Source organism: Paenibacillus glycanilyticus NBRC 16618 (assembly GCF_004000805.1).
Classification (GTDB): Bacteria; Bacillota; Bacilli; order Paenibacillales; family Paenibacillaceae; genus Pristimantibacillus; species Pristimantibacillus glycanilyticus.
Map to the genome: position 1 here is coordinate 83,845 of NZ_BILY01000005.1, position 20,499 is coordinate 104,343.

Annotated in this window: 21 protein-coding genes and 1 riboswitch; of the genes, 19 read left to right on the top strand and 2 right to left on the bottom strand. The window is 47.6% G+C overall.

Annotation, left to right across the window (positions count from 1 at the left end; genetic code table 11):
* Nucleotides 1-105: 105 nt before the first annotated feature.
* Nucleotides 106-297, bottom strand: coding sequence for a hypothetical protein (locus PGL01S_RS05100; protein WP_127492100.1), 192 nt, complete (start codon nucleotides 295-297; stop codon nucleotides 106-108).
* A 110-nt stretch (nucleotides 298-407) separates the two neighbouring features.
* Between PGL01S_RS05100 and PGL01S_RS05105 the strand changes: the two genes are divergently transcribed.
* The 17 genes from PGL01S_RS05105 to PGL01S_RS05185 all read left to right on the top strand — a co-directional run bounded on the left by PGL01S_RS05105 (nucleotide 408) and on the right by PGL01S_RS05185 (nucleotide 16,219).
* Nucleotides 408-818 carry a MarR family winged helix-turn-helix transcriptional regulator gene (locus PGL01S_RS05105; RefSeq protein WP_127492102.1) on the top strand — a complete coding sequence of 137 codons (411 nt, stop codon included), beginning with the start codon at nucleotides 408-410 and terminating at the stop codon, nucleotides 816-818.
* 411 nt (nucleotides 819-1,229) lie between these two features.
* Complete coding sequence (gene abc-f, locus PGL01S_RS05110; protein ID WP_127492104.1) at nucleotides 1,230-2,981, top strand: ribosomal protection-like ABC-F family protein; 1,752 nt, start codon at nucleotides 1,230-1,232, stop codon at nucleotides 2,979-2,981.
* 177 nt (nucleotides 2,982-3,158) lie between these two features.
* On the top strand, nucleotides 3,159-3,584 hold the full coding sequence (locus PGL01S_RS05115; protein ID WP_164775384.1) for a macro domain-containing protein: 426 nt from the start codon (nucleotides 3,159-3,161) through the stop codon (nucleotides 3,582-3,584).
* 36 nt (nucleotides 3,585-3,620) lie between these two features.
* The gene (locus PGL01S_RS05120) at nucleotides 3,621-4,061 is read left to right on the top strand and encodes a DUF5412 family protein (protein WP_127492107.1); all 441 of its coding nucleotides are present in this window, start codon (nucleotides 3,621-3,623) and stop codon (nucleotides 4,059-4,061) included.
* A gap of 63 nt (nucleotides 4,062-4,124) precedes the next feature.
* A complete protein-coding gene (locus tag PGL01S_RS05125; RefSeq protein WP_127492109.1) occupies nucleotides 4,125-4,529 on the top strand; it encodes a DUF5071 domain-containing protein in 405 nt (134 codons plus the stop codon).
* Nucleotides 4,530-4,633: 104 nt separating this feature from the next.
* Entirely contained in the window at nucleotides 4,634-5,413 is a 780-nt protein-coding gene (locus PGL01S_RS05130; RefSeq protein WP_127492111.1) for a class I SAM-dependent methyltransferase, read from the top strand.
* A gap of 233 nt (nucleotides 5,414-5,646) precedes the next feature.
* The gene (locus PGL01S_RS05135; protein WP_127492113.1) at nucleotides 5,647-6,663 is read left to right on the top strand and encodes a LacI family DNA-binding transcriptional regulator; all 1,017 of its coding nucleotides are present in this window, start codon (nucleotides 5,647-5,649) and stop codon (nucleotides 6,661-6,663) included.
* A 29-nt stretch (nucleotides 6,664-6,692) separates the two neighbouring features.
* The gene (locus PGL01S_RS05140) at nucleotides 6,693-7,517 is read left to right on the top strand and encodes an ABC transporter permease (protein ID WP_127492115.1); all 825 of its coding nucleotides are present in this window, start codon (nucleotides 6,693-6,695) and stop codon (nucleotides 7,515-7,517) included.
* 132 nt (nucleotides 7,518-7,649) lie between these two features.
* Nucleotides 7,650-8,675, top strand: coding sequence for an ABC transporter ATP-binding protein (locus tag PGL01S_RS05145; RefSeq protein WP_127492386.1), 1,026 nt, complete (start codon nucleotides 7,650-7,652; stop codon nucleotides 8,673-8,675).
* Between the two features lie 57 nt (nucleotides 8,676-8,732).
* Nucleotides 8,733-9,923, top strand: a complete 1,191-nt coding sequence (locus PGL01S_RS05150; RefSeq protein WP_127492117.1) for an extracellular solute-binding protein — start codon at nucleotides 8,733-8,735, stop codon at nucleotides 9,921-9,923.
* A complete protein-coding gene (locus PGL01S_RS05155) occupies nucleotides 9,923-10,765 on the top strand; it encodes an ABC transporter permease (RefSeq protein WP_127492389.1) in 843 nt (280 codons plus the stop codon). Before PGL01S_RS05150 ends, PGL01S_RS05155 begins: the two co-directional genes overlap by 1 nt.
* Entirely contained in the window at nucleotides 10,765-11,229 is a 465-nt protein-coding gene (locus PGL01S_RS05160) for a hypothetical protein (RefSeq protein ID WP_127492119.1), read from the top strand. The genes PGL01S_RS05155 and PGL01S_RS05160 overlap by 1 nt, the downstream gene beginning before the upstream one ends.
* Nucleotides 11,230-11,233: 4 nt before the next feature.
* Nucleotides 11,234-12,229, top strand: coding sequence for a CehA/McbA family metallohydrolase (locus PGL01S_RS05165; protein WP_127492121.1), 996 nt, complete (start codon nucleotides 11,234-11,236; stop codon nucleotides 12,227-12,229).
* A gap of 42 nt (nucleotides 12,230-12,271) precedes the next feature.
* On the top strand, nucleotides 12,272-13,033 hold the full coding sequence (locus PGL01S_RS05170) for a glycerophosphodiester phosphodiesterase (RefSeq protein ID WP_127492123.1): 762 nt from the start codon (nucleotides 12,272-12,274) through the stop codon (nucleotides 13,031-13,033).
* Nucleotides 13,034-13,207: 174 nt separating this feature from the next.
* Entirely contained in the window at nucleotides 13,208-14,788 is a 1,581-nt protein-coding gene (locus tag PGL01S_RS05175) for a spore germination protein (RefSeq protein ID WP_127492125.1), read from the top strand.
* Nucleotides 14,789-14,825: 37 nt separating this feature from the next.
* Nucleotides 14,826-15,992 carry a Ger(x)C family spore germination protein gene (locus PGL01S_RS05180; RefSeq protein WP_127492126.1) on the top strand — a complete coding sequence of 389 codons (1,167 nt, stop codon included), beginning with the start codon at nucleotides 14,826-14,828 and terminating at the stop codon, nucleotides 15,990-15,992.
* Nucleotides 15,989-16,219, top strand: a complete 231-nt coding sequence (locus PGL01S_RS05185) for a hypothetical protein (RefSeq protein ID WP_127492127.1) — start codon at nucleotides 15,989-15,991, stop codon at nucleotides 16,217-16,219. Before PGL01S_RS05180 ends, PGL01S_RS05185 begins: the two co-directional genes overlap by 4 nt.
* Here the strand turns inward: PGL01S_RS05185 and PGL01S_RS05190 are convergent.
* Nucleotides 16,205-17,308, bottom strand: coding sequence for a GerAB/ArcD/ProY family transporter (locus tag PGL01S_RS05190; protein WP_127492128.1), 1,104 nt, complete (start codon nucleotides 17,306-17,308; stop codon nucleotides 16,205-16,207). The two genes, PGL01S_RS05185 and PGL01S_RS05190, sit on opposite strands and share 15 nt — an antisense overlap.
* Before the next feature lie 209 nt (nucleotides 17,309-17,517).
* Here PGL01S_RS05190 and PGL01S_RS05195 point away from each other — a divergent pair, with 209 nt between their 5' ends.
* Entirely contained in the window at nucleotides 17,518-18,501 is a 984-nt protein-coding gene (locus PGL01S_RS05195; protein WP_127492129.1) for an SLAC1 anion channel family protein, read from the top strand.
* A 213-nt stretch (nucleotides 18,502-18,714) separates the two neighbouring features.
* A riboswitch (Lysine riboswitch) is annotated at nucleotides 18,715-18,905 on the top strand.
* Nucleotides 18,906-19,073: 168 nt separating this feature from the next.
* Nucleotides 19,074-20,465, top strand: a complete 1,392-nt coding sequence (locus PGL01S_RS05200) for an amino acid permease (RefSeq protein WP_244935520.1) — start codon at nucleotides 19,074-19,076, stop codon at nucleotides 20,463-20,465.
* Nucleotides 20,466-20,499: the final 34 nt, after the last annotated feature.

Consider the following 20,499-nt stretch of genomic DNA (forward strand, 5'->3'; position numbering starts at 1 on the left):
AATACCAAGGCTGGTGGCGTATGCGCCTTATAAATCTATATTACTGAAATAACGTCAGGCATATTATATATAGAGAGAAGGCTTTCTTTAAATAAGGCTTAACAACTATTCTTCCTCCTCTTTTTTCTTTCTCGGAAACATGAACAATAGTGACGATGTCTCCAGCCATTCGTAATTCTCCGTGATACCGTACATATCTGCTAAACTAAATACGACTAAGAATGGTAAAAGACCAAGAGCAAATACAGCAATCAATATTCCGATGGAAATGGATTTGATAATTTCCATTGCTTTCATAAACTCATCCCCAATCTAAAATGGAATCCAAATGCCTTCATTGGCTACAGGCTTATCCTTTTAGAAAATGTATCGTATTACGATATAAATATGTAGAGGAGCATGTATTAATGTCAAATCCGGTTGTTACAAAATCCTTGTACGAGCGATTGGCTAGCTTCAGATACAAGTTACGGGTATTTATGCAGTTTAGTGAAAGCGTTGCAAAGGAAGTGGGTTTAACTCCTCAGCAACACCAACTGCTTCTAGCCATACAAGGTTATCCAGGTCGTGATTATGCGACTATTTCGGAGGCGGCAGAGAAATTGCAAATAACGCATCATGCTTGCGTCGGATTAGTATCCCGCTGCCAGAAGTCCGGACTTATAAAGCGCCGGCGAAATCCGGATGATGCGAGAAGTACTCTAATTTCTCTAACGGACAAAGGTCTCAAACTCTTGGAGCATATATCCGAAGTTCACCTAAAACAGCTTCAAGATCTAAAGATTGACCTTGCATTTTTTGAAACGACCATTCCATAATTGCATATTGCTTTTCATAATCCCATGTCGGATTCAGGACCCTTTTTTTTATTTTCCAAATAAAGGCATGCGAGTGAGAGGTTATCATGCTATAATGGGTTAACTTGAAAGTTATTGGAGGTATCTAATTAGACATCATGTGGACCTAATTTCCTGTCGATCATGATTTTCGAAAATGACGATAAGCGATAAGAGCTCAGCCTATGCGCGGAGCGGATTAGGATACGTGTGTCTATTGGAGAGGACTCCTACCACCTTGGTGAATGCCATTTATTGGCGTCTATTTAGGGTGTTTTCACGCTATTTCTATATCCGCATATCCTTAGCCGCAGGCGCGCCCTGCGGTTTTTTTGTCTTCGACAATCATAACCCCTTGTCAGTTGTTCAACTAAACTAGAAGCGGTGATTGGAATGACAATATTAACCTTACGTGGAATTACAAAAAGCTTTGGCGACACGAATGTGCTCGTGAACGTAGACGCCGATCTGGCATCCCGAGAGCGGATTGGCTTGGTCGGGATGAACGGGGCAGGCAAAACAACGCTCGCCAATCTGATATTTGGTACGATTCTACCTGACAACGGTAAGATCACTTTCCACAAGGATCAACTTCGAATCGGTTATTTGCTGCAATCGACTTCGTATACCGTTAATACCTTCAGCAACATGATGGACCATTCCGATGAGTCCCATGAAACCGAGCAGTTTCTAAAGACTACGAGCCATTTCGGCTTGCAAAAGGTGAAAGAGTGGGACGGAGCGCGTTTAGCGGGATTAAGCGGGGGAGAGAAGACGAAATTGGCGATTGCCCATATTTTGTCCTCCAAACCGGATATTCTGCTGCTCGACGAACCGACGAATCATTTGGATTTTGAAGGCGTCGATTGTCTCGTTCAAGAGCTACGACGGTATAACGGCACAACAATTGTAATATCGCATGACCGTTATTTTCTCGATCAAACGGTGGACCGGATTATCGAGCTGCAAGATGGCGTCTCTACGTCATTCCCTGGCAATTACACGTTCTATCGGGAGGAAAAGTCCCGCCGTTTTCAGAGTCAACTGCATCAGTATGAAGAACAGCAGAAATACGAGCAGAAGATTGAAGCGGAAATCAAGCGGTTGAAAAGCTGGTCCGAGAAAGCGCATCGCGAAGCCGGTAAAGTTGGGAAAATGGCTGAGATGCGTGCAGGCGTGAAGGAATTCTATCGCAGTAAAGCCAAAAGCATGGATAAGCAAATCAAATCCCGCATTCATCGCCTGGAAAAGATTGAGATAGAAGGCGTGAAGAAGCCTAATGAGGAAGCAAAGGTATTCTTCGGCTGGGATCACCCAGACAAACGCGGCCGGCGAATCGTGGAAGCACAGCAGATTAGCAAGTCGTATGGCAGGCGCTCCTTGTTTAAAGATAGCTCCTTTTATTTGCAACGCGGGGAGAAAATCGGTTTGCTTGGTCCTAACGGCTGCGGGAAAACGACGCTTATTCAGATGCTGTTAGGCAATAAATCGGTAGACTCCGGTCAGCTATGGATTAGTCCAACTGCAAAGGTCGCGTATTTAACGCAGGATGTATCGGATCTTAATCAGCAGCAAACCGTTCTCGAGCTTTTGCAGGAGAGCCATGAAATCCGGAGCGATATTGGGAAAGCACGGACCTTGCTGGCCAATATGGGGTTTGATGCGTCAATGCTGGAAAAGCCGATCGCTCAGCTAAGTCTTGGTGAACGCACGCGGATCAAGCTGTCGCTGCTAATGATGCGCGAGCAAGATTTGCTCATATTGGATGAGCCAACGAACCATCTCGATCTGGCAAGCCGCGAGCAGCTTGAAGAGACATTATCGGAGTATCGCGGAACTCTTATCGTAGTCTCGCATGACAGATATCTGATGGATAAAATCTGCACGAAGCTGCTTGTTTTTGAAGATGGCAATATAAAGCGGATTGAATCCGGCTACGAAGCGTTTCGCGAGCGGACATTGAGTATCCTTGCTTCAGGAGACAAGAACGAACAGCAATTGGAAGAGGAAAAGCTGGTTATTGCGAATCGAATCGTTTTTGTACTTGCGGAATTAAGCATGCTGAAGCCAACCGACATCCGGTATGCGCAGCTTGATGAAGAGTATAAGCAACTGCTCGTATTAAAGAAGCAGCTAGGTACTTGAAAAGCTAGGAAATAGAGTGGAAATGGCAGTTAATCATCACATCAGAGGATCAGCTGCCATTTTTATTGAAATCAAACTAAGTGTTGTTCCAATATGTGGTAACATGGATTGGGAAATAAGCCAGAGGTTTATGATTGAGTTTCCGAGTTGAATTCATTTTAAGGAAGAAGGCATATTGTGGATTTTAAAGAAATAAAGAAAGACCTGTTCACTATGACGGAGGATTATTACTTAGCGCATTGCATTTCTGCGGATGCAAAAATGGGTGCAGGAATTGCAGTTGAGTTCAGAAAACGGTTTAAGCTTAAATTTCTTCTAGATATGGCAAACAAGAGTCCATTAGAAATAGGGAAATGCTATAGAGTGGGAGGAGCTTTGAATCTAATTACCAAATCGAAATACTGGCATAAACCCACATACGAATCTCTTACCCAGGCTGTTGTATCAATGAAAGAGCTGTGCTTAGCTGAAGGAATAACCAAGCTTGCTATGCCGCAGATAGGATGCGGGCTTGATAAGCTTCAATGGGGAAAAGTAAGAGAAATTATAACGCAAGTTTTTGAAGATACGGAAGTTGAAATTATAGTATGTCACTATCGATAGCAAGGTGGTAAGGGGTAAAGAAGGAAACCAATCACTTTGGCGCGTACTTCGAACTGTTTGTTGACGGAGGGACTGCATGAAAAAAAGATATACGCAACATTATTTCTGGGTCCAATAGAATCACCGGATGGTAAATATGAAGCTAGCTCGTATTATTTAAATTATGGCGGTGCAGCTGGCGGAGTAATGTATATCGTTGAGGTTGAACAAACCCAGACCGGCGAGAAGAAAAAGGTATATTCGAGTAATCATAAGAATGATTTTTCGATGTCTTGGAAAGCATCAGACATCCTGTCTATAAAAAACGAAAGCCCTAAATATAATGAATACAGGAATATTGATCTAAATGTAAGTACGGATATATATGAAGAGTCAGGAGCTGCATGTCGAAGTCTTTTGCTTAAAGAAAATTTTAAAAACTGCTATAAAGCGGAGGACATTAAGGAGCCTTTTATTTTTAAGCTGCTTGGTTTTTAAGTTCCTTATAATAAAACAGCAGTAGAAATCATCTATAGAGAAATCGGATAGAGGAGTGGAAACGTGTACTCCATAAATGAACTGGTACCAAAAGATAAATTCGACGAGGAAGCCATAGTAAAGTTAAAAGCAATTGATCCGTTAATAATCAATCTGAAGCCGATAATCGGTGAGCTGTTTGAGTGGATACAAGACATTAACTGGCCTATTGCAGAAGAACTTTGCATCATTTTAGCTGGTTTTAAACCAGAGGACATCATTCCTCCAATAAGAATGATACTTAACAGTGGTGATGATACTTGGCAGTTTGCATGTATTCAATTTCTTATACCGCATTTATCGTCTGAAGTAAAAAAAGCAATCGCTCCAGATTTACTAAGAATAGCTATAGCCCCTACTGAAAACGAAAAACTCTGTGAAGTTGACGAGTTGGCCAGAAAAATATACGAAGGTTATATGGACAGTTGAGTTAAAAGAAAAAAATCCATTGTCCAGAATTTTCCTCCCGACTAATATGTTATTGATGATGCACTTGTTTTTGAAAAATCCATATCTTCGGAGGAAAAGCACATATGTCTTTCAGTTATTATGGTGAACTTTGCACAGAGGTCTATGACCTTACTAAAAAAGTCGGGCAATCCTTCAGCGGAGATATAGAGTATTATCGCGAAAAACTTAAGCACTGCAAAGGACGTATTCTAGAGGCCATGGTAGGCTCTGGACGAGTGATCATTCCTCTCCTTGAATCAGGATTAATCGTCGACGGGGTTGATTATTCCGCGCAAATGCTTGCTTCTTGCCGTTATCGCTGCGAAGCACGTGGATTAGCTCCGGACTTGTATCAAGCAAATTTGCAGGAGCTTTCTTTGCCGCATAAATATGAAGCGATCATTATACCTGGGGGCTCGTTTTTGTTGATTGAACAACGGGAGGAGTCGATACAGGTATTAAAACGGCTATATGAACATTTGGAACCCGGCGGAAGGTTGATCCTTGATCTGTTTTTGCCTGACAACAATTACAACAGTTCGGAATTAGGGCGATGGGACGGTACGGCAACTTATCACTTGCCAAATGGTGATCTCATTACGATGGAAGGCAAGAATGTGGAAGTTGATTTGTTCTTCAATCAATACCGTGTCAGCTATTTGAAATATGAAAAGTGGCGAAAAGGGGTATTGATCCAAACGGAATTACAACGTTTTGCCATGCGCTGGTATGGGGTAGAAGAGTTCAAATTGATTCTAGAGGGTATTGGTTTCTCTGACGTAACGGTTTGCACTGATTTTGTGGATGGAACAAAACCTTCAAACAGCAATCAGAAGTTTGTTTATCAAGCTACGAAAATTTAAAACGATTTGTCCAAGGGATGGACATTTGGCTTGTTGATAAATTTACATTTTACACAAAACCACCGAAATCATGACATGATTCGGTGGTTTTCCATTTTTCTGGAACTTTTTAGCGCTGGATTTACAATTCCTTAGGCTCGGTTTAACGCAGAAGAAACATCCGCTCTTTAATCTATACGTATGGGAACGATCCCATATGGGAACGGTCTCACAGCTATGAAAGGGAGTGCACCGTGGACAATCCGACCATCAAAGAAATCGCCCGGCGCGCCGGGGTATCCAAATCTACCGTTTCGCGGATTATTTCCGGGAATGGATATTCCAGTCCGGAAGCGCGCGATAAGGTTCTTGGGTTAGTCGAGGAATTGCAATATAAACCCAATGCGGTCGCTAGGGCTATGGTATCGCAAAGAACACATAACATCGGGGTGCTCTTATATAGAAGTGAACTTCCGATTGCCTCGCATCCCTTCTACGGGAAAATCGTCGATGCCGTCTTGTTGGAAGCGGCACGGTTGAATTATTCGATATTCGTTACAACGGATCACGATATGTCGTATCGTTCGGCCGACTTCATGATCGAGAAGCGGGTGGACGGGCTTATTCTCATCAGCCGGCTACAACAGAACGTGATTGATCACATAACGAGCTTCGGCATCCCATTCGTTATGGTGAACGGTTCGACGGATGTGGATGGCGTTATCCATATCGTCAATCAGGATGAGGAAGGCGGCAGAATGGTCGCCGAGTTCTTGACGCAGACCGGGCATGAGCGAATATTTGTTGTCGCGGGGCCGCAAAGTCATCGTAGTCATCATTTGCGCCTAAAGGGATTTATGACTTCTATCAGGCAGGCTGGTATCCAAGAAGCCGATGCGGCAATCCAATCAGCGGCTACTTCGACCTTTGCAGAAGGATACGAGATTATGAGCCGGGAGTGGGAGCAATTCCGGGAGGGTGGGTATACGGCGCTCTTCGCCACCAATGACATGCTTGCCATGGGCGTTATGAAATTTTTGCTGGAGCAATCGGTCCGGATTCCCGAGCAAATGTCGGTGGTAGGATTCGATGACGTTGATTTCGCGGCAATGTTCTCGCCATCCTTGACGACGGTCAAGGTGGATACCGGGGATATGGGCACGCAATCCGTTCGGCTCCTCGATCAATTGATCCGTCAGGAACAGAATGTTGCGCATCCCAACCAACTGGTGCCCCGGCTGATCGTCAGACAGTCTACCAGATCACTATAGATCCATACCGAAAGGAGCGATAACTCTTCATGCGCTGGTATTTCAAGGCACTTGGAACAAGGAAAATCATTGAATTTATCGTGCTTGTCATCTTTGTCATCTTCTTTTTAGGACCGCTTCTGAACTTGGCTATTCTAGCTTTCACCGGAAAATGGAGTTATCCGGACGTTATGCCAACGGAGTGGTCTATGAAATGGTGGGCTTTCGTCTTCAAGCAGGAGGACATCCCACAGTCAATCGGCTTGTCCTTTATGATCGCGGCGATTGTAACCGGGTTGTCAATTGTATTGTGCATCCCGGCAGCCTATGCGTTCGCCCGCATCCGGTTTCCGTTCAGCCGATTCTTCCTGTTCTCATTTCTGCTGACCCATGCGTTCCCTAAGATGGGGCTGTATGTCTCGATCGCGGTGCTTTTCTACAAGCTTGGACTCATGAATACGCTGCTTGGCGTTGTCTTGATCCATATGATCAACGTGCTTATGTTTATGACTTGGATTCCGACGGCCGCTTTCCGGAATGTGCATCAAGCACAGGAGGAATCGGCTAGAGACGTGGGAGCGGGTCCGTTCCGCGTATTTCTTAAAATCACCTTGCCGATGGCACTGCCAGGCATCATCGTCGCTTCCATCTTCACTTTCCTTAACTCGCTTGACGAAGCGCAGGGCACGTTCCTGGTTGGCATCCCGAATTACAAAACGATGCCGATCGTCATGTATTCGATTATCAGCGATTATCCCGCTTTTGCTGGCGCGGTGTTTTCCATCATTTTGACGGCACCAACGATTATTCTGCTGCTCGCAGCCAAACGTTTCGTTAGCGCGGATGTCATGTCCAGCGGGTTCACATTGAAGTAACAAGGCAATTATCGCAAGACAAGGGAGGCTATTACGGGTATGGTTCAAGGCATTCAAGGTGTTCAAGAAAATCAAGGCATTCAAGGTAAGCAGGGCAGGCAAGAAAATCACCAGGTTCGGGACAGCCGGGAAATCCAGCTATCCGTGCAGCAGCTTTCGAAACGATACCGCACCGGCGAAGGGGTTACTTCGATCTCGCTTGATGTGCATAAAGGTGAGCTCGTTACGCTGCTTGGTCCTTCCGGCTGCGGCAAAACGACGGTGCTGCGCAGCATCGGCGGATTTCTAGAGCCGGATTCCGGCGATATTCTCATCGAAGGGGAGAGCGTGCTTAAATCACCGCCGGAGAAACGTCCGACCTCAATGGTATTCCAAGGCTACAATCTATGGCCGCATATGACCGTGTTCGATAACCTGGCATTTGGTCTTAAAATACGCAAGGTGAAAAAAGCCGATATCCGCAAACAAGTTACGGAAGTGTTGAAGCTCGTACGTTTGCCGGATGCCGAAAACAAATTCCCGGGCCAGCTTTCGGGCGGTCAGCAGCAGCGTATTGCTCTTGCCAGATCGCTGCTTTTGAAACCCGCCGTTCTATTGCTAGATGAGCCTTTCTCGGCGCTGGACGCGAAGCTTCGGCATGAGATGCGTGAAGAGCTGCGGGAGATTCAGGCGGAGACGGGCCTTACGATGGTATTCGTTACGCATGATCAGGAAGAAGCGCTGTCGATTTCCGACCGGATCGTCGTTATGAATCACGGCAACATTGAGCAAATCGCATCACCGCAAGAAATTTACGATCATCCGAACACGCTGTATGTCGCCCAATTTATCGGCAAAATGAACTTTTTGAAAGGGGTGGTTTCGGAAGGTCAAGTAATGGTAGGAAAGCTGAGGTTTCCAAATTCGAAATCGTTGTCCGGCGCGGTGTGGCTGGCAATCCGGCCTGAAGATGTCATGCTGTCAAGTCATGGCCAAGATGGTTTGCCCGGTATCGTCAAGCAGATTATGGTTCTAGGCCATTATGCCGAAGTATCGATCCAATTACCGGAATATGGCGTCATTCGGGCGTTTCAGCCGCGGGATGCCGTGAAGGAGCTAAATTCAGGCGACCAGGTTTACATCAGCTTCAAGAAAGTCATTACGTATCCGGAAGTTTAAGCAAATCGCATCTCGAACGAGAACAAAAATTCCTCAATGCCAAGGAGGCAAATAAGCATGTTAAGCAAAAAATCCACCCTTACTTTACTGACTGTAACAACCGTTACCGCTGCTCTTCTCGCGGGTTGCGGGAACTCCAATAATTCGGATACTGCCAATGCCGGCGGAACAAACGCCGGAGCGACGAATACGGCCTCGGCGGATCCGTCTGCCCAGCAAGTCGAATTCAGCTTTTACTTTACAGGCTCCGAGAACGTAAAAAATCTATGGGATACGATTATACCGATGTTCGAAAAGGATCATCCGAACATTAAGGTTAAAGAGGTGTATATTCCATCCGGCACAGGCGCGCAGCCGACGTATGACCGCATTCTTGCTGCGAAGCAGGCAGGCAAAGGCTCCGGCGGAATCGATCTGTACGAGGACGGGCTAAGCAACGTAACCCAAGGGCAAAAGGACGATCTGTGGGAAACGCTTGATCCGGCTAAAATCGGCAACCTTGCTTCCGTTGACGCGAATACGATGAAGGACGTATCCAACCTGGCAATTCCGTATCGTTCGTCCGCCGTGGTGCTCGCATACAACAGCGAGAAGGTGCCAACGCCTCCGAAGACGCTCGATGAGTTGTTCGCTTGGATTAAAGCGAATCCGGAACGCTTCGCTTACAACGATCCTTCCACGGGCGGAGCTGGCAGCTCGTTTGTGACGACAACGCTGTACGACAAGCTTCCAGAGGATGCGATTCATAATTCCGACCCAAGCATTGAGAAGGAATGGGACAAAGGATTCGATACGCTGAAGGACCTCGGCAAATACGTTTACGGTAAAGGCATTTATCCGAAGAAAAACCAAGGCACGCTGGATCTGCTCATCAGCGGCGAAGTAGACATGATCCCGGCATGGTCGGACATGGCGCTTGAGCAAATCGGTAACGGCCAGCTTCCGGCTTCGACGAATATCGCGCAAATTACCCCGGGCTTCAACGGCGGCCCGACCTACTTGATGGTACCGAAGCTGTCCGAAAAGAAAGACGCGGTTAACGAGTTTCTGAACTTCGTCTTGTCGCCGGAAGCGCAAGCGGTTGTGGTGACCAAGATGCACGGGTTCCCTGGCATCCAGCTATCGAACATGCCGCAGGACATTCAGGATTCCTTCAAAGGCGTGGCTGAAGGCTTCCGGACCTTCAACATCGGCGATTTGGGCAATGAAATCAACAAACGCTGGCAAAGCGACGTAGCGGCGCAATGATGAACAAACAAGTGAAAATGGGGATACTGGGATTGCTTCTGGTCATCCCCTCTTTTCTGCTGCTGTTCCTCACGGTCGTCATCCCAATCGCGGTCTCGTTCAAAGAAAGCTTGACCAACAAAGAGGGCGGCATGGACCTGTCGAATTACAAGTTCTTGTTCACCGACAAGCTGATGCGCTCCAATATCGTATTTTCGCTGGAAGTAACGGTTATATCGGTCGTCATCGTGCTGATCGTTAGTTATGCGCTGGCAGCTTACATGCGTTTCAACAAAGGCAAGTTAGTCAAGTGGATTCGGAATATGTACATGATCCCGATGTTTATTCCGTCGGTCATTGCGACGTACGGCTTGATTCAGCTGTTAGGCAACCACGGCTGGGTAGCCCGGTGGGTGCTGTTGTTTGGCGGAAGCGGAATTCCGCTCCTTATTTTCGATATGAAAGGCATTATTATCGCTAATTTGTGGTTCAACATTCCGTTCACAACGATGCTGCTTGGCTCTGCCTTGGCGGGAATTCCGGACTCGGTGATGGAAAGCGCGAAAGACGTAGGTGCGGGGAAGCTTCGCATTTTCATCCGTTTTATCGTGCCGCTCACTTACAAAACGCTGCTTGTGGCGGTAACCTTCGTCTTTATGGGCGTAATCGGTTCGTTCACCGCGCCGTTCCTGCTTGGACCTAATGCACCGCAAATGCTTGGCGTGTCCATGGAGCAAATATTCGGCGTGTTTCAGGAAAAAGAGCAGGCTTCCGCACTCGCATTCTTCACCTTCCTGCTCTGCTCGTTTATGGGCTACTTCTACATTCGCAGCATGATTAAGGAAGAGGGGGCGCGTTCATAATGAAACGTCTTGTTCTGGAAGCGGAGGGACAGGTGACTCCGGTATGCTCCAAAACGCATATTGCCTACAGCTTTCATCTGGATCGGCAGGGAGGCAAGCTTTGGATCGGCTTCTCTTACGAGCCTAAAAATCTCGAGGACCGCGAGCAAGCTCATCCGTTAATCGCGGCCGGCATCAACAAGTATACGGAGCAGGCGCAGCGCGCTCGATTATTGGAAAAGTGGGAATCGTTTCTTCCTCTTAAAAACCTGATTACCGTTTCGGTCGACGACCCCAAGCGGCACCGCGGAGCCGGTCATCGGCATGATCCGGAGCAGTTGCTGTTAATCGCAGGCGAGGATGCTTCTCCGGGTTTCGTCAGCGGCGAATTGAGCGAAGGGCTGTGGCGCGTTACGTTAAGTCTTCATGAAATTGTAACGGATCATTGCCGATACCGCCTGCGAATTCATCATGAGGAGGCTTAATAGAATGCGCTGGATGGCATGCGAGCTGCACAGTCATACGAACCACAGCGACGGCAGGCAATCTTTGCTGGAGCTTGCGCAAGGAGCAAAGGCGCTTGGCTTTGACTCAGTGGCGCTGACCGACCATAATACGATGACGGGCTTGAAGGATAGGGAAAGTGTGGAGCAGGAGACCGGCTTGACCATTATTTCAGGCATGGAATGGACGACGTTCTACGGACATATGGTGACGATTGGTCTAACGGAATTTGTGGACTGGCGTCCCGCAGGTCCTGGCGATATTCACGAGGGGATCGAACAGGTTCATGCGTTTGGCGGGATTGCCGGCATGGCGCATCCTTATCGCATCGGTAATCCGATGTGCACGGGCTGCTTCTGGGAGTTTGAAATTCGAGACTGGAACCAGCTGGATTATATCGAGGTATGGTCGGGTACGTTCCCGTCGATTAAGACGGACAATGCCCGCGCGTTTCGTCTATGGACCGAGAGGTTGAACGACGGATTCCGGATTGCGGCAACTTCAGGACGCGATTGGCATGCGCAGGAACTGACGGATGAACCCTTGCCGGTGACGTATTTGCAGCTCGACGAAACCGAAGGCAGCTTAACGGAACAAGCCGTACGCGCGCTTGCCGCAGGGAGAGCTTCGGTGACCATGGGACCGTTAGTGACGCTGGAGCTGCATTCCGGCAAGATCGTTTATACGATCGGCGACAACGTACCGGTGCAGGAGCGAAGCCTTAGCTACGAAGCTCTCGTGAACATTGATTTTCAGGTTAGGGCAGGCCATTGGGCATTTCCCGAAGCTCGATATTCGATCACGCTGATGAGCAACCTCGGCGTTATTGGCGAGCAGCCGGCGAGTCCGGAGCAGGAGCAATATCGCTTCGTCATTACCGGTAAGGGATTAAAATGGGTTCGGGCAGAGCTAAAAGGAAACGTACGGGGTATGCGTACGATGATTGCTTTTACGAATGCGATTTACGCGGAATCCGAATAAGCTTATGATGAACGAAAGACGGTTATTAGGAGTGTGACGGGAATGACGCAAAGCTTTCCGCTGATTACGGCTCATGCAGGCAGCATGAACACGGAAGCGCATACGCTTCGATCGGTCCAAATCGGGCTTGAGCTTGGCGCCGACGTGGTGGAAGAGGATATCCGGGTGACCAGGGACGGGATTCCCGTGCTGGCGCATGATGAAGAATGGCTTACCGTTGAACGGTTTAATGTGAATATAGCGGACAGAAGTTACGCGGAGCTGACCGAATGGCATGCCGAGTCGGAGAAAGGTACCGTGCCGCCGCTCCTTAAGCTGGAAGATATTCTGCCCCTCGTACAAGCTTCCGGTAAAATCGTGAATTTGGACTTGAAGGTTGATGCGGCGATCGAGCCCGTTGCGGCGCTGGTCCGCAAATTCGGCCTGTCGCAGCAAGCTTTCTTCTCCGGCTGCGAGCGGGAGCGGGCGCTTCTCGCGCAGCGGCTGCAGCCGGAAATGAGCAAGCTGCTTAACACCAACGTCGAATTGTTTAAGACCCTGCCTTACCGGGAAGCAATGATTCAAACCTGCGCGGATGCCCGCGAAGCTTCCTGCACCGGAGTGAATATTTATCACGGAATCTTGCGGCAGGAGTTTGTGGAGTATGCCGCGGGACTTGGCATGCCGGTATACGCATGGACCGTTGAGGATGAAGCGCTCATGCGCCAATACGCCGAATGGGGCGTGCACTCCATTACCACGCGTAATGTGGCGTCCTTAATCCAAGTGAAGCAGGCGTTCCGGGATCAGCAGCCTTCCTTCTAATCTATTTATATCGAACCGTCCTTGTTCAGGGGCGGTTTTTTGTTGTTCAACGAAATAATGATTAATTCTATCTGGAAGTAGTGCTTTATGGTTTCTTGTCTTTTTCTTCGAATAAAATGAGGCAATAATTGGAAAGATAAAACGAAACGAAGGTTCTGCGAAGGGGGCATTGGAGTGAAACGGTTCAAGAAATGGATGAAGGCTAGACCAAAGCATCCATTCATAGCTGAAGGATCTCCGGAGGATATCGAGTATGTCGATCTGTCCTCTGCTTTGGATCAAAACGAGGCGATGTTCCAAGCCATATTCAAGAACTGCTCCGATATGGTTTTCCGCAAAGTATGTTACTCCGGACAAGAATCTCTTGTTATCTATCTCGCGAGTCTTGCCGACGAACAGCTGATTGACGATCATATCCTGAAAGCTTTGTTCGAGAGCGATATTGAGCAAGAGCAAGGTCGTAATTCTTCCGGAGCTGAGGCTCTGGGAAAATCGATCATCTCCGCGGGAATGACAAAGCTGTCTTCTGATGTGAAGGAGATTGTTCGTCAACTATTGGACGGTTACGCGGCCGTTTTAACGGATTCGGACAGCCAGGCCTTGCTGGTCAAGGCAAACGGAGTCAAACATCGCAGTCTCGAAGAGCCATCCTCGGAGCAGGTTATCCGCGGTCCTAGGGATGGATTTATTGAAAATATAGCAACGAACATCGGCTTGATACGGGGTAGACTGAAAACGGCAAGGCTAAAGATGGAGTCCGTCGTAATCGGTGAATTAACGCAAACGCAAGTTGTCATAACCTATATCGTTGGAATTGCCGAGGATTCGCTCATTGAAGAAGTTCGCAGCAGGGTAACCCGAATTCAGATAGACGGCGTTCTCGATTCCGGTTACATTGAAGAATTTATCGAGGATTTGCCGTACTCGCCTTTCCCGCAAGTCCATAGCACGGAACGCCCGGACGTCGTTGTTGCCGAGCTTCTGGAAGGAAAAGCAGCCATACTTGTGGATAACACCCCATTTGTATTAATCGTTCCCATGACATTCTGGACAGGACTCCAAGCAAGCGAGGATTATTACATTCGATGGCCAATTGCAACCTTTGTCCGCTGGATTCGCTTCTTGTTCATTTTCATCGCTATCTTTGCTCCTTCCTTATACGTGGCGATAACAACCTTTCATCAAGAAATGATTCCGACAAATTTGGTGCTGAGTATTGCGTCCTCCAGGGAGGCCGTGCCTTTCCCAGCCATGTTCGAGGCGCTCTCCATGGAGATTGTATTTGAAGCGCTGCTGGAAGCGGGCATTCGTATGCCCAAGCAGATTGGACAAGCGCTCAGTATCGTAGGAGCATTAGTTATCGGACAGGCTGCCGTGCAGGCGGGGATTATATCCGCTCCTGTCGTTATTATCGTGTCCATTACGGGTATCGCCACGTTTGCCATCCCTCGTTTTCATTTCTCGAGCGGTATCCGGCTGCTGCGATTTCCGATCTTGTTTTTAGCGGGAACGCTTGGTCTTTACGGGATTGTGCTCGGATTTCTATGCATCGTATTGCATGTCGCCTCGCTCCGTTCGTTTGGCGTTCCGTATATGACGCCGCTTGGTCCGATAACGATGACCAATCTGAAGGATATCCTTACTCGAGCACCGATCTGGGCGAGAAGAATCAGGCCTCAGGCGACAGGAATGAGCAATCCGGTTCGAGAACCAGCCGGACAAAAGCCAAGTCCCGAGCGTAATAAGCGCAAGTAGCTGCTAGCAAGTCGCGAAGAAAGAGAAAGGATCCGACATGAAACGATTGCTGCGAATTTGCTTGATCTTGCCCATCCTTCTAACTAGCGGTTGTTGGGACCGTACGGAAATCAACGATCTTGCTTTTATAACGGGGACTGCGTTTGATTTGACGGAGAACGGGGAAAGTCTGCTGACTCTGCAATTTGCGATCCCCTCCGCTTCACAGTCCGGGGGAATTGGCGAGCAGCCCAAAAAGTTCTTTGTCTTGTCTGCCACTGGAAAAAATGTCAGCGATGCGTTTGTGAAGATACAAAAGAAGAGCTCGCGAAGGCTGTTCACCTCTCACCGCAGCGTGATATTTATTGGCGAATCGCTGGGTCGGCAAGGGATTAACGATGTCCTTGACGTATTCGCGCATGATCCGCGCCAACGTCTGAGAACGTACATTATGGCTGTAAAAGGAGGAGAAGCAAGACAGGTTCTGGAAGCGCAGTATCCTTTTGACCAAGTGCCAATGGAAGCAGTTAAAGAAATGGAAATCGAGCAAAGCGAAATCGCCGTAACCTTGCGGGATTTCTTCATGGCTTCTTCCAGTCAGGGGATTCATCCGATCATGGGGGTTATAGAGACGGATACGGAAGGCACCGGAAAAAGTAAAACCAGCGTGTTCAAGCTGTCGGGGACTGCCGTGTTTAAAAACATGAAATTAGTCGGTCTGTTGAATAGTTACGAGACGGATGGATTAAATTGGGCGAGAGATCATATGGAGGATGGCAGAATCAATTCGGAGCTGCCGGATGGCAAAGGGAATGTGGGAATAATTGTTTCTCATGCCAACCGCTCCATCAAATCGGAAATTACAGAAGATAAAATAAAATTCAAGATCCTATTGCAAGCGAAAGGTTCTCTTGTCGAGAATAATTCGACTCTGGATGTTACACGACCGCAAAATCTAATTCTGGTACAACAAACATTGGAGAAGGCAGCGGAAAAACAAATTCAGGATGCGGTTATGAAGCTTCAGAAGCGCTTTTCCGCGGATGCCATAGGATTAGGGCGGGAGCTTTACCGGAATAAGCCGAAGGAATGGAAAGCTATTCAAACGCAATGGGACAGCAAGTTTTCCGAAGCAGACATCACCGTTGACGTGAAGCTTTCGATTGGCGGAGCCGGAATGGCTGGACCTCCGTTGCAATTAAGCGAGAAGGAGATTAAACATTGACTGCCCATATCATTGTCTATGTGCTTTTTGTGATCGTTTGCTTTATTTATCATTTTAAGTCCTTGCGGGCAAAGGAAGAGACAAGGGAAGTCATCGTTTGCGGGGGGATTTTGGGCGTCTCCATGCTGATCGGCTCCTTGCTGATGGCTCATGTAAAGGTGCCGAGCTTTATCCTCGCTTTTCAAATCTGGCTTGAACCAATCGGTATGCGTTTATTGAACCATTGAGCGCGCTCCTTTTTTTCGTATCGAGTCAATCAACAGCAGCAATATAGGGATCAGACTTTGATTAATGAAAGCCAACAAAGGAAAAGTGAAAGCGAGATAATTGAGAAGCTCGGCGCTATTTTTGAAAATCCAGACGGATCCGACCAAAGATAGCAGCGTAAGCGGATAAATCAAGCTTCGGTAAGTACGCAGCCCAAATAACTGGCTCACGCAGAGGCTTAAAATAAACATGGATACCGAAACCTTTACGAAACAACCAATTACCCACGTGGAAACCGCAATTGCCTCCAGCCGCTCGAAAGAGCCTTCGACTCCGATATATTGGACAACGCTCAAAAAGGAATAGGTCAGTTTGCTCGTAAGCGGACCAAAGATCATAATCGTAAGAGATACGATGCTTACGGAGAGCAGAGTGATGCCGGAGAGCGCTATAAAGGAAACCTTGCGGGCAGCCTTAGGCTGATTTAAATAGGGAAGGAGCCATCCCATTATAAAGAGCTGATTCATAAATCCTCCTGCCGGGTTGACTGCTCCTTGAAGGACCGGATAGATGCCACCGCTTAGAATCGGCTTAATTTCGTTAAAATTAGCTTCTCTTAGCGTTAGAATTAAAAGCGGTATGAAAAAAACGAGAAGTAATAAGGTGAGGAATTCGGTGCTTCTGGCGATAACTTCTATGCCAAGGCGAGCGGCCAGTCCGCACATGACGAGAAACGTTAGACTAATGATAAGGGTAGGGCTTGTCGGAAGCAGTAACGTGCTGATAAATCCCGTGTGCTGCATCGTAACAGTAGTAATAGATACAAACCAATAATAAGCGTAGTTGGCCGCTACCAACTTTCCTAAGCCATTACCTAGAATCTTCGAACTGTATTGAGTGATGGTCTGTCCCGGATATCGTTTCGCGAGCTCAATCATCACGAGGATGCAAACAACTCCCGTAATAGGCGCGATTAGGGCAGACAACCATGCGTCTTGCTTGCCAAACATAACCATAAAGGAAGGAACGGTTAATAAGTTCGTGGAGATGATGAACGTAAAGATTAAGAAGCCCAGCTGATTTCCCGTAATTTTTTCGGTTGCTTGCATGTTGTGTTCTCCGTTTCCTGGCAAAGGTGTTCCAAGTATTGACGGTGCATAAAGGATTTATACCGATCATTTAATTTATCTATCGTTACGATAGAAACAACGATATTGATCAATCATTGCGATTTTCATAAAATGGGCCAATAGGAGATCGTAGATCGGCGCAGCAGATTACACTCCGCATTAAATAAACAGAAAGTGGTGTCCGTTTCATGCAATCCATGACTGCCGTTGAGAAACAGAGAAGCATTGGTTCCATACAGTTTTTGCCCGTTAACCTATTTGCATCGGTTATGGGGATATCGGGTTTGTCTCTTGCCTGGAGAGAAGCCAACAAGCTACTGGGTACCTCCACTGTAATCGCTGACGTTTGCGGGATTCTGGCCATAGCAATGTTTATCGTGTTAGGTATAAGCTACTTGGTAAAGTGGGTCTTGTATCCGCAGAAAGTAAAAAATGAATTTCTCCATCCCGTAATGGGAAATTTCTTCGGTACGATTTCGATTGCCATTCTGCTGCTTTCCTCGGTTATTGGAAGCTACAGCCAAGCCGCTGGGCAAGTGATCTGGGTGATAGGGGCGGTATTGGCATTAGTTCTAAGTTTAGTTTTCGTTGCGCGCTTGCTGAAAGGAAATTATAACCCAGAAAATATGGTTCCAGCCTTGCTGGTTCCCGTGGTGGGAACCTTGGATATTTCAGTTGCCGGCGGGCAGATGCCATTTCCTTGGGCACACGAGATTAACTTGTTATCCCTTGCCATCGGTGGGTTTGTGGCATTGGTCTACTTCACCTTGATACTATCCAGGCTGATCTTTCAAGCCCCGCTGCCGGCCGGTTTAACGCCTTCCATGATTATTATGATTGCGCCTTTCGAAGTCGGATTTCTAGGCTACACGAATTTCGAGCAGCGGATTGATTCCTTTGCGTCCGTCTTGTTTTACTTCGGTCTGTTTTTATTCCTTGTGTTGTTCTTTAAAGTGTTCAAAAAAACGATACCGTTTGGCGCTTCTTGGTGGGGGGTAAGCTTCCCGATGGCGGCGCTTAGCAATGCGGCTTTAAAATACGCGCTATATACGGATGCATGGCCGTTAACCGTGATTGCCGTAATCGTACTCGCTTTGCTGAGCATCGTATTGCTGGTGCTCTTTGTTCGCACGTTGAATATTTTGTTTAACGGAAAACTTCTTAAAGGATAAGGGAAACGAAAGGCAGCCAATCCAGGCTGCCTTTTTCGCAGGTTTGGGTATCGTAAAGTGAAATTATGTAAACGGTCTGCCAACTCCTCTCACGTAAACCTTAAACGTTTGTTCAAAGCGGGAAATTGGTTCGTTTATCCATTGCTTTCTTGGAAGGAGGTCATTATTATAAGACAATGTCAGTCCAACTAAATAGTAAATCCTCATCCAATTCGATGAGGTAGAGGTCGCGTAGTTGATGAGTAGATCAGGGGAGGTCCAGTAAGACCGCCGATCCCGATTGAAAGGCAGCATCGCCGAAGCCGTCCGGTATACTGACCGTGGCAGGCTGGGGCCGTTTCCGAAGAGGAACGGAACTGTCATATTGCTTGTAATCAACGGCAATATGTTGTGCTATCTTGATATTGGAAATGGGGAAGATGAAGCGGTCTTTCTTGTTTTTGCGAAGAGAGGCGGCTTTTTTTGCGTTTATATCGCTGCTATTTATGGGACATTATTGGAAACGTAGATAAGGGGAGTATGAGTTCGTGAAAGAAGAGAACAAATTACGCAGAGGCCTAAAGTCCAGGCATATGGCGATGATTTCCCTGGGAGGTTCTATCGGGACGGGGTTATTCCTGGCGAGCGGCGGAGCGATTCATGACGCGGGTCCGGGCGGCGCATTGCTTGGTTATTTCATCATTGGCATTATGGTATACTTCCTTGTTACCAGCCTTGGCGAAATGGCGACCTACATGCCGGTATCCGGTACGTTCAGTACGTATGCAACTAGATTCGTAGATCCATCCCTTGGCTTTGCGCTTGGCTGGAACTACTGGTATAACTGGGCTATTACGATTGCGGCAGAGCTGTCCGCCGCAACCTTGATTATCAAATTCTGGCTGCCGAACAGTCCTTCCTTCTTATGGAGTGCGCTGTTCCTAGCTTTAATGGTTGGTCTTAACCTGTTGTCCGTCAAAGGCTACGGGGAATCCGAATACTGGTTCGCCATGATTAAGATCGTTACCGTCATTGTATTTATAGGTATCGGCTTATTAATGATCGTTGGGATCTGGAAAGGCGACGCGGTTGGCTTCAGCAACTTTACGGCGGGCGACGCTCCGATCTCGGGAGGATGGCTTGCGGTTCTGGGAATCTGTATGGCTGCAGGTTTCTCGTTCCAAGGAACGGAGCTTGTAGGAATTGCGGCAGGGGAATCCGAGAATCCCCGCGAGAACGTTCCGCGCGCAATCCGCAGCGTATTCTGGAGAATTCTCTTGTTCTACATCCTGGCTATCTTTATTGTAGGCATGTTGATTCCATACTCGACAGACACGCTTGCGGATGACAGCGTAGCGGCTAGTCCTTTCACTATCATTTTTGAAAAGGCCGGCCTCAGCATCGCCGCTTCCGTCATGAACGCGGTCATTCTGAGTTCGGTATTGTCGGCAGGCAACTCGGGTATGTATGCTTCGACCCGTATGTTATGGGTACTCGCGAAAGAAGGAAAAGCTCCGAAAATCTTCGCGAGGCTGAACAAACGCGGCATTCCGGTTTATGCGCTGCTTGCTACGGCAGCGATTGGCATGCTGGCCTTCCTGGCCTCCTTCTTCGGCGATGGACAAGTGTATATCTGGCTGCTTAACGCATCCGGTATGTCGGGCTTTATCGCATGGCTCGGCATTGCCATCAGCCATTACCGGTTCCGCAAAGCTTATGTGGCGCAAGGCCGGAAAGTGGAGGATCTGCCGTACCGTTCGCTCTGGTATCCGTTTGGTCCGATTCTGGCAGGCGTCATGTGCATGATCGTCATTATCGGTCAAAGCTTCAGCGCCTTTACGGACGGCAAGGTGGACTGGACGTTTATGCTTGCTTCTTATATCGGAATTCCGTTCTTCCTTGCGATTTGGCTCGGATACAAATGGAAGTACAAAACCAAAGTATTAAAGCTTGAAGAATGCAATATTGATCCTACAGCGGAATAACAAAAGGAAAAGCAGAGGCTGCCGCAGCCTCTGC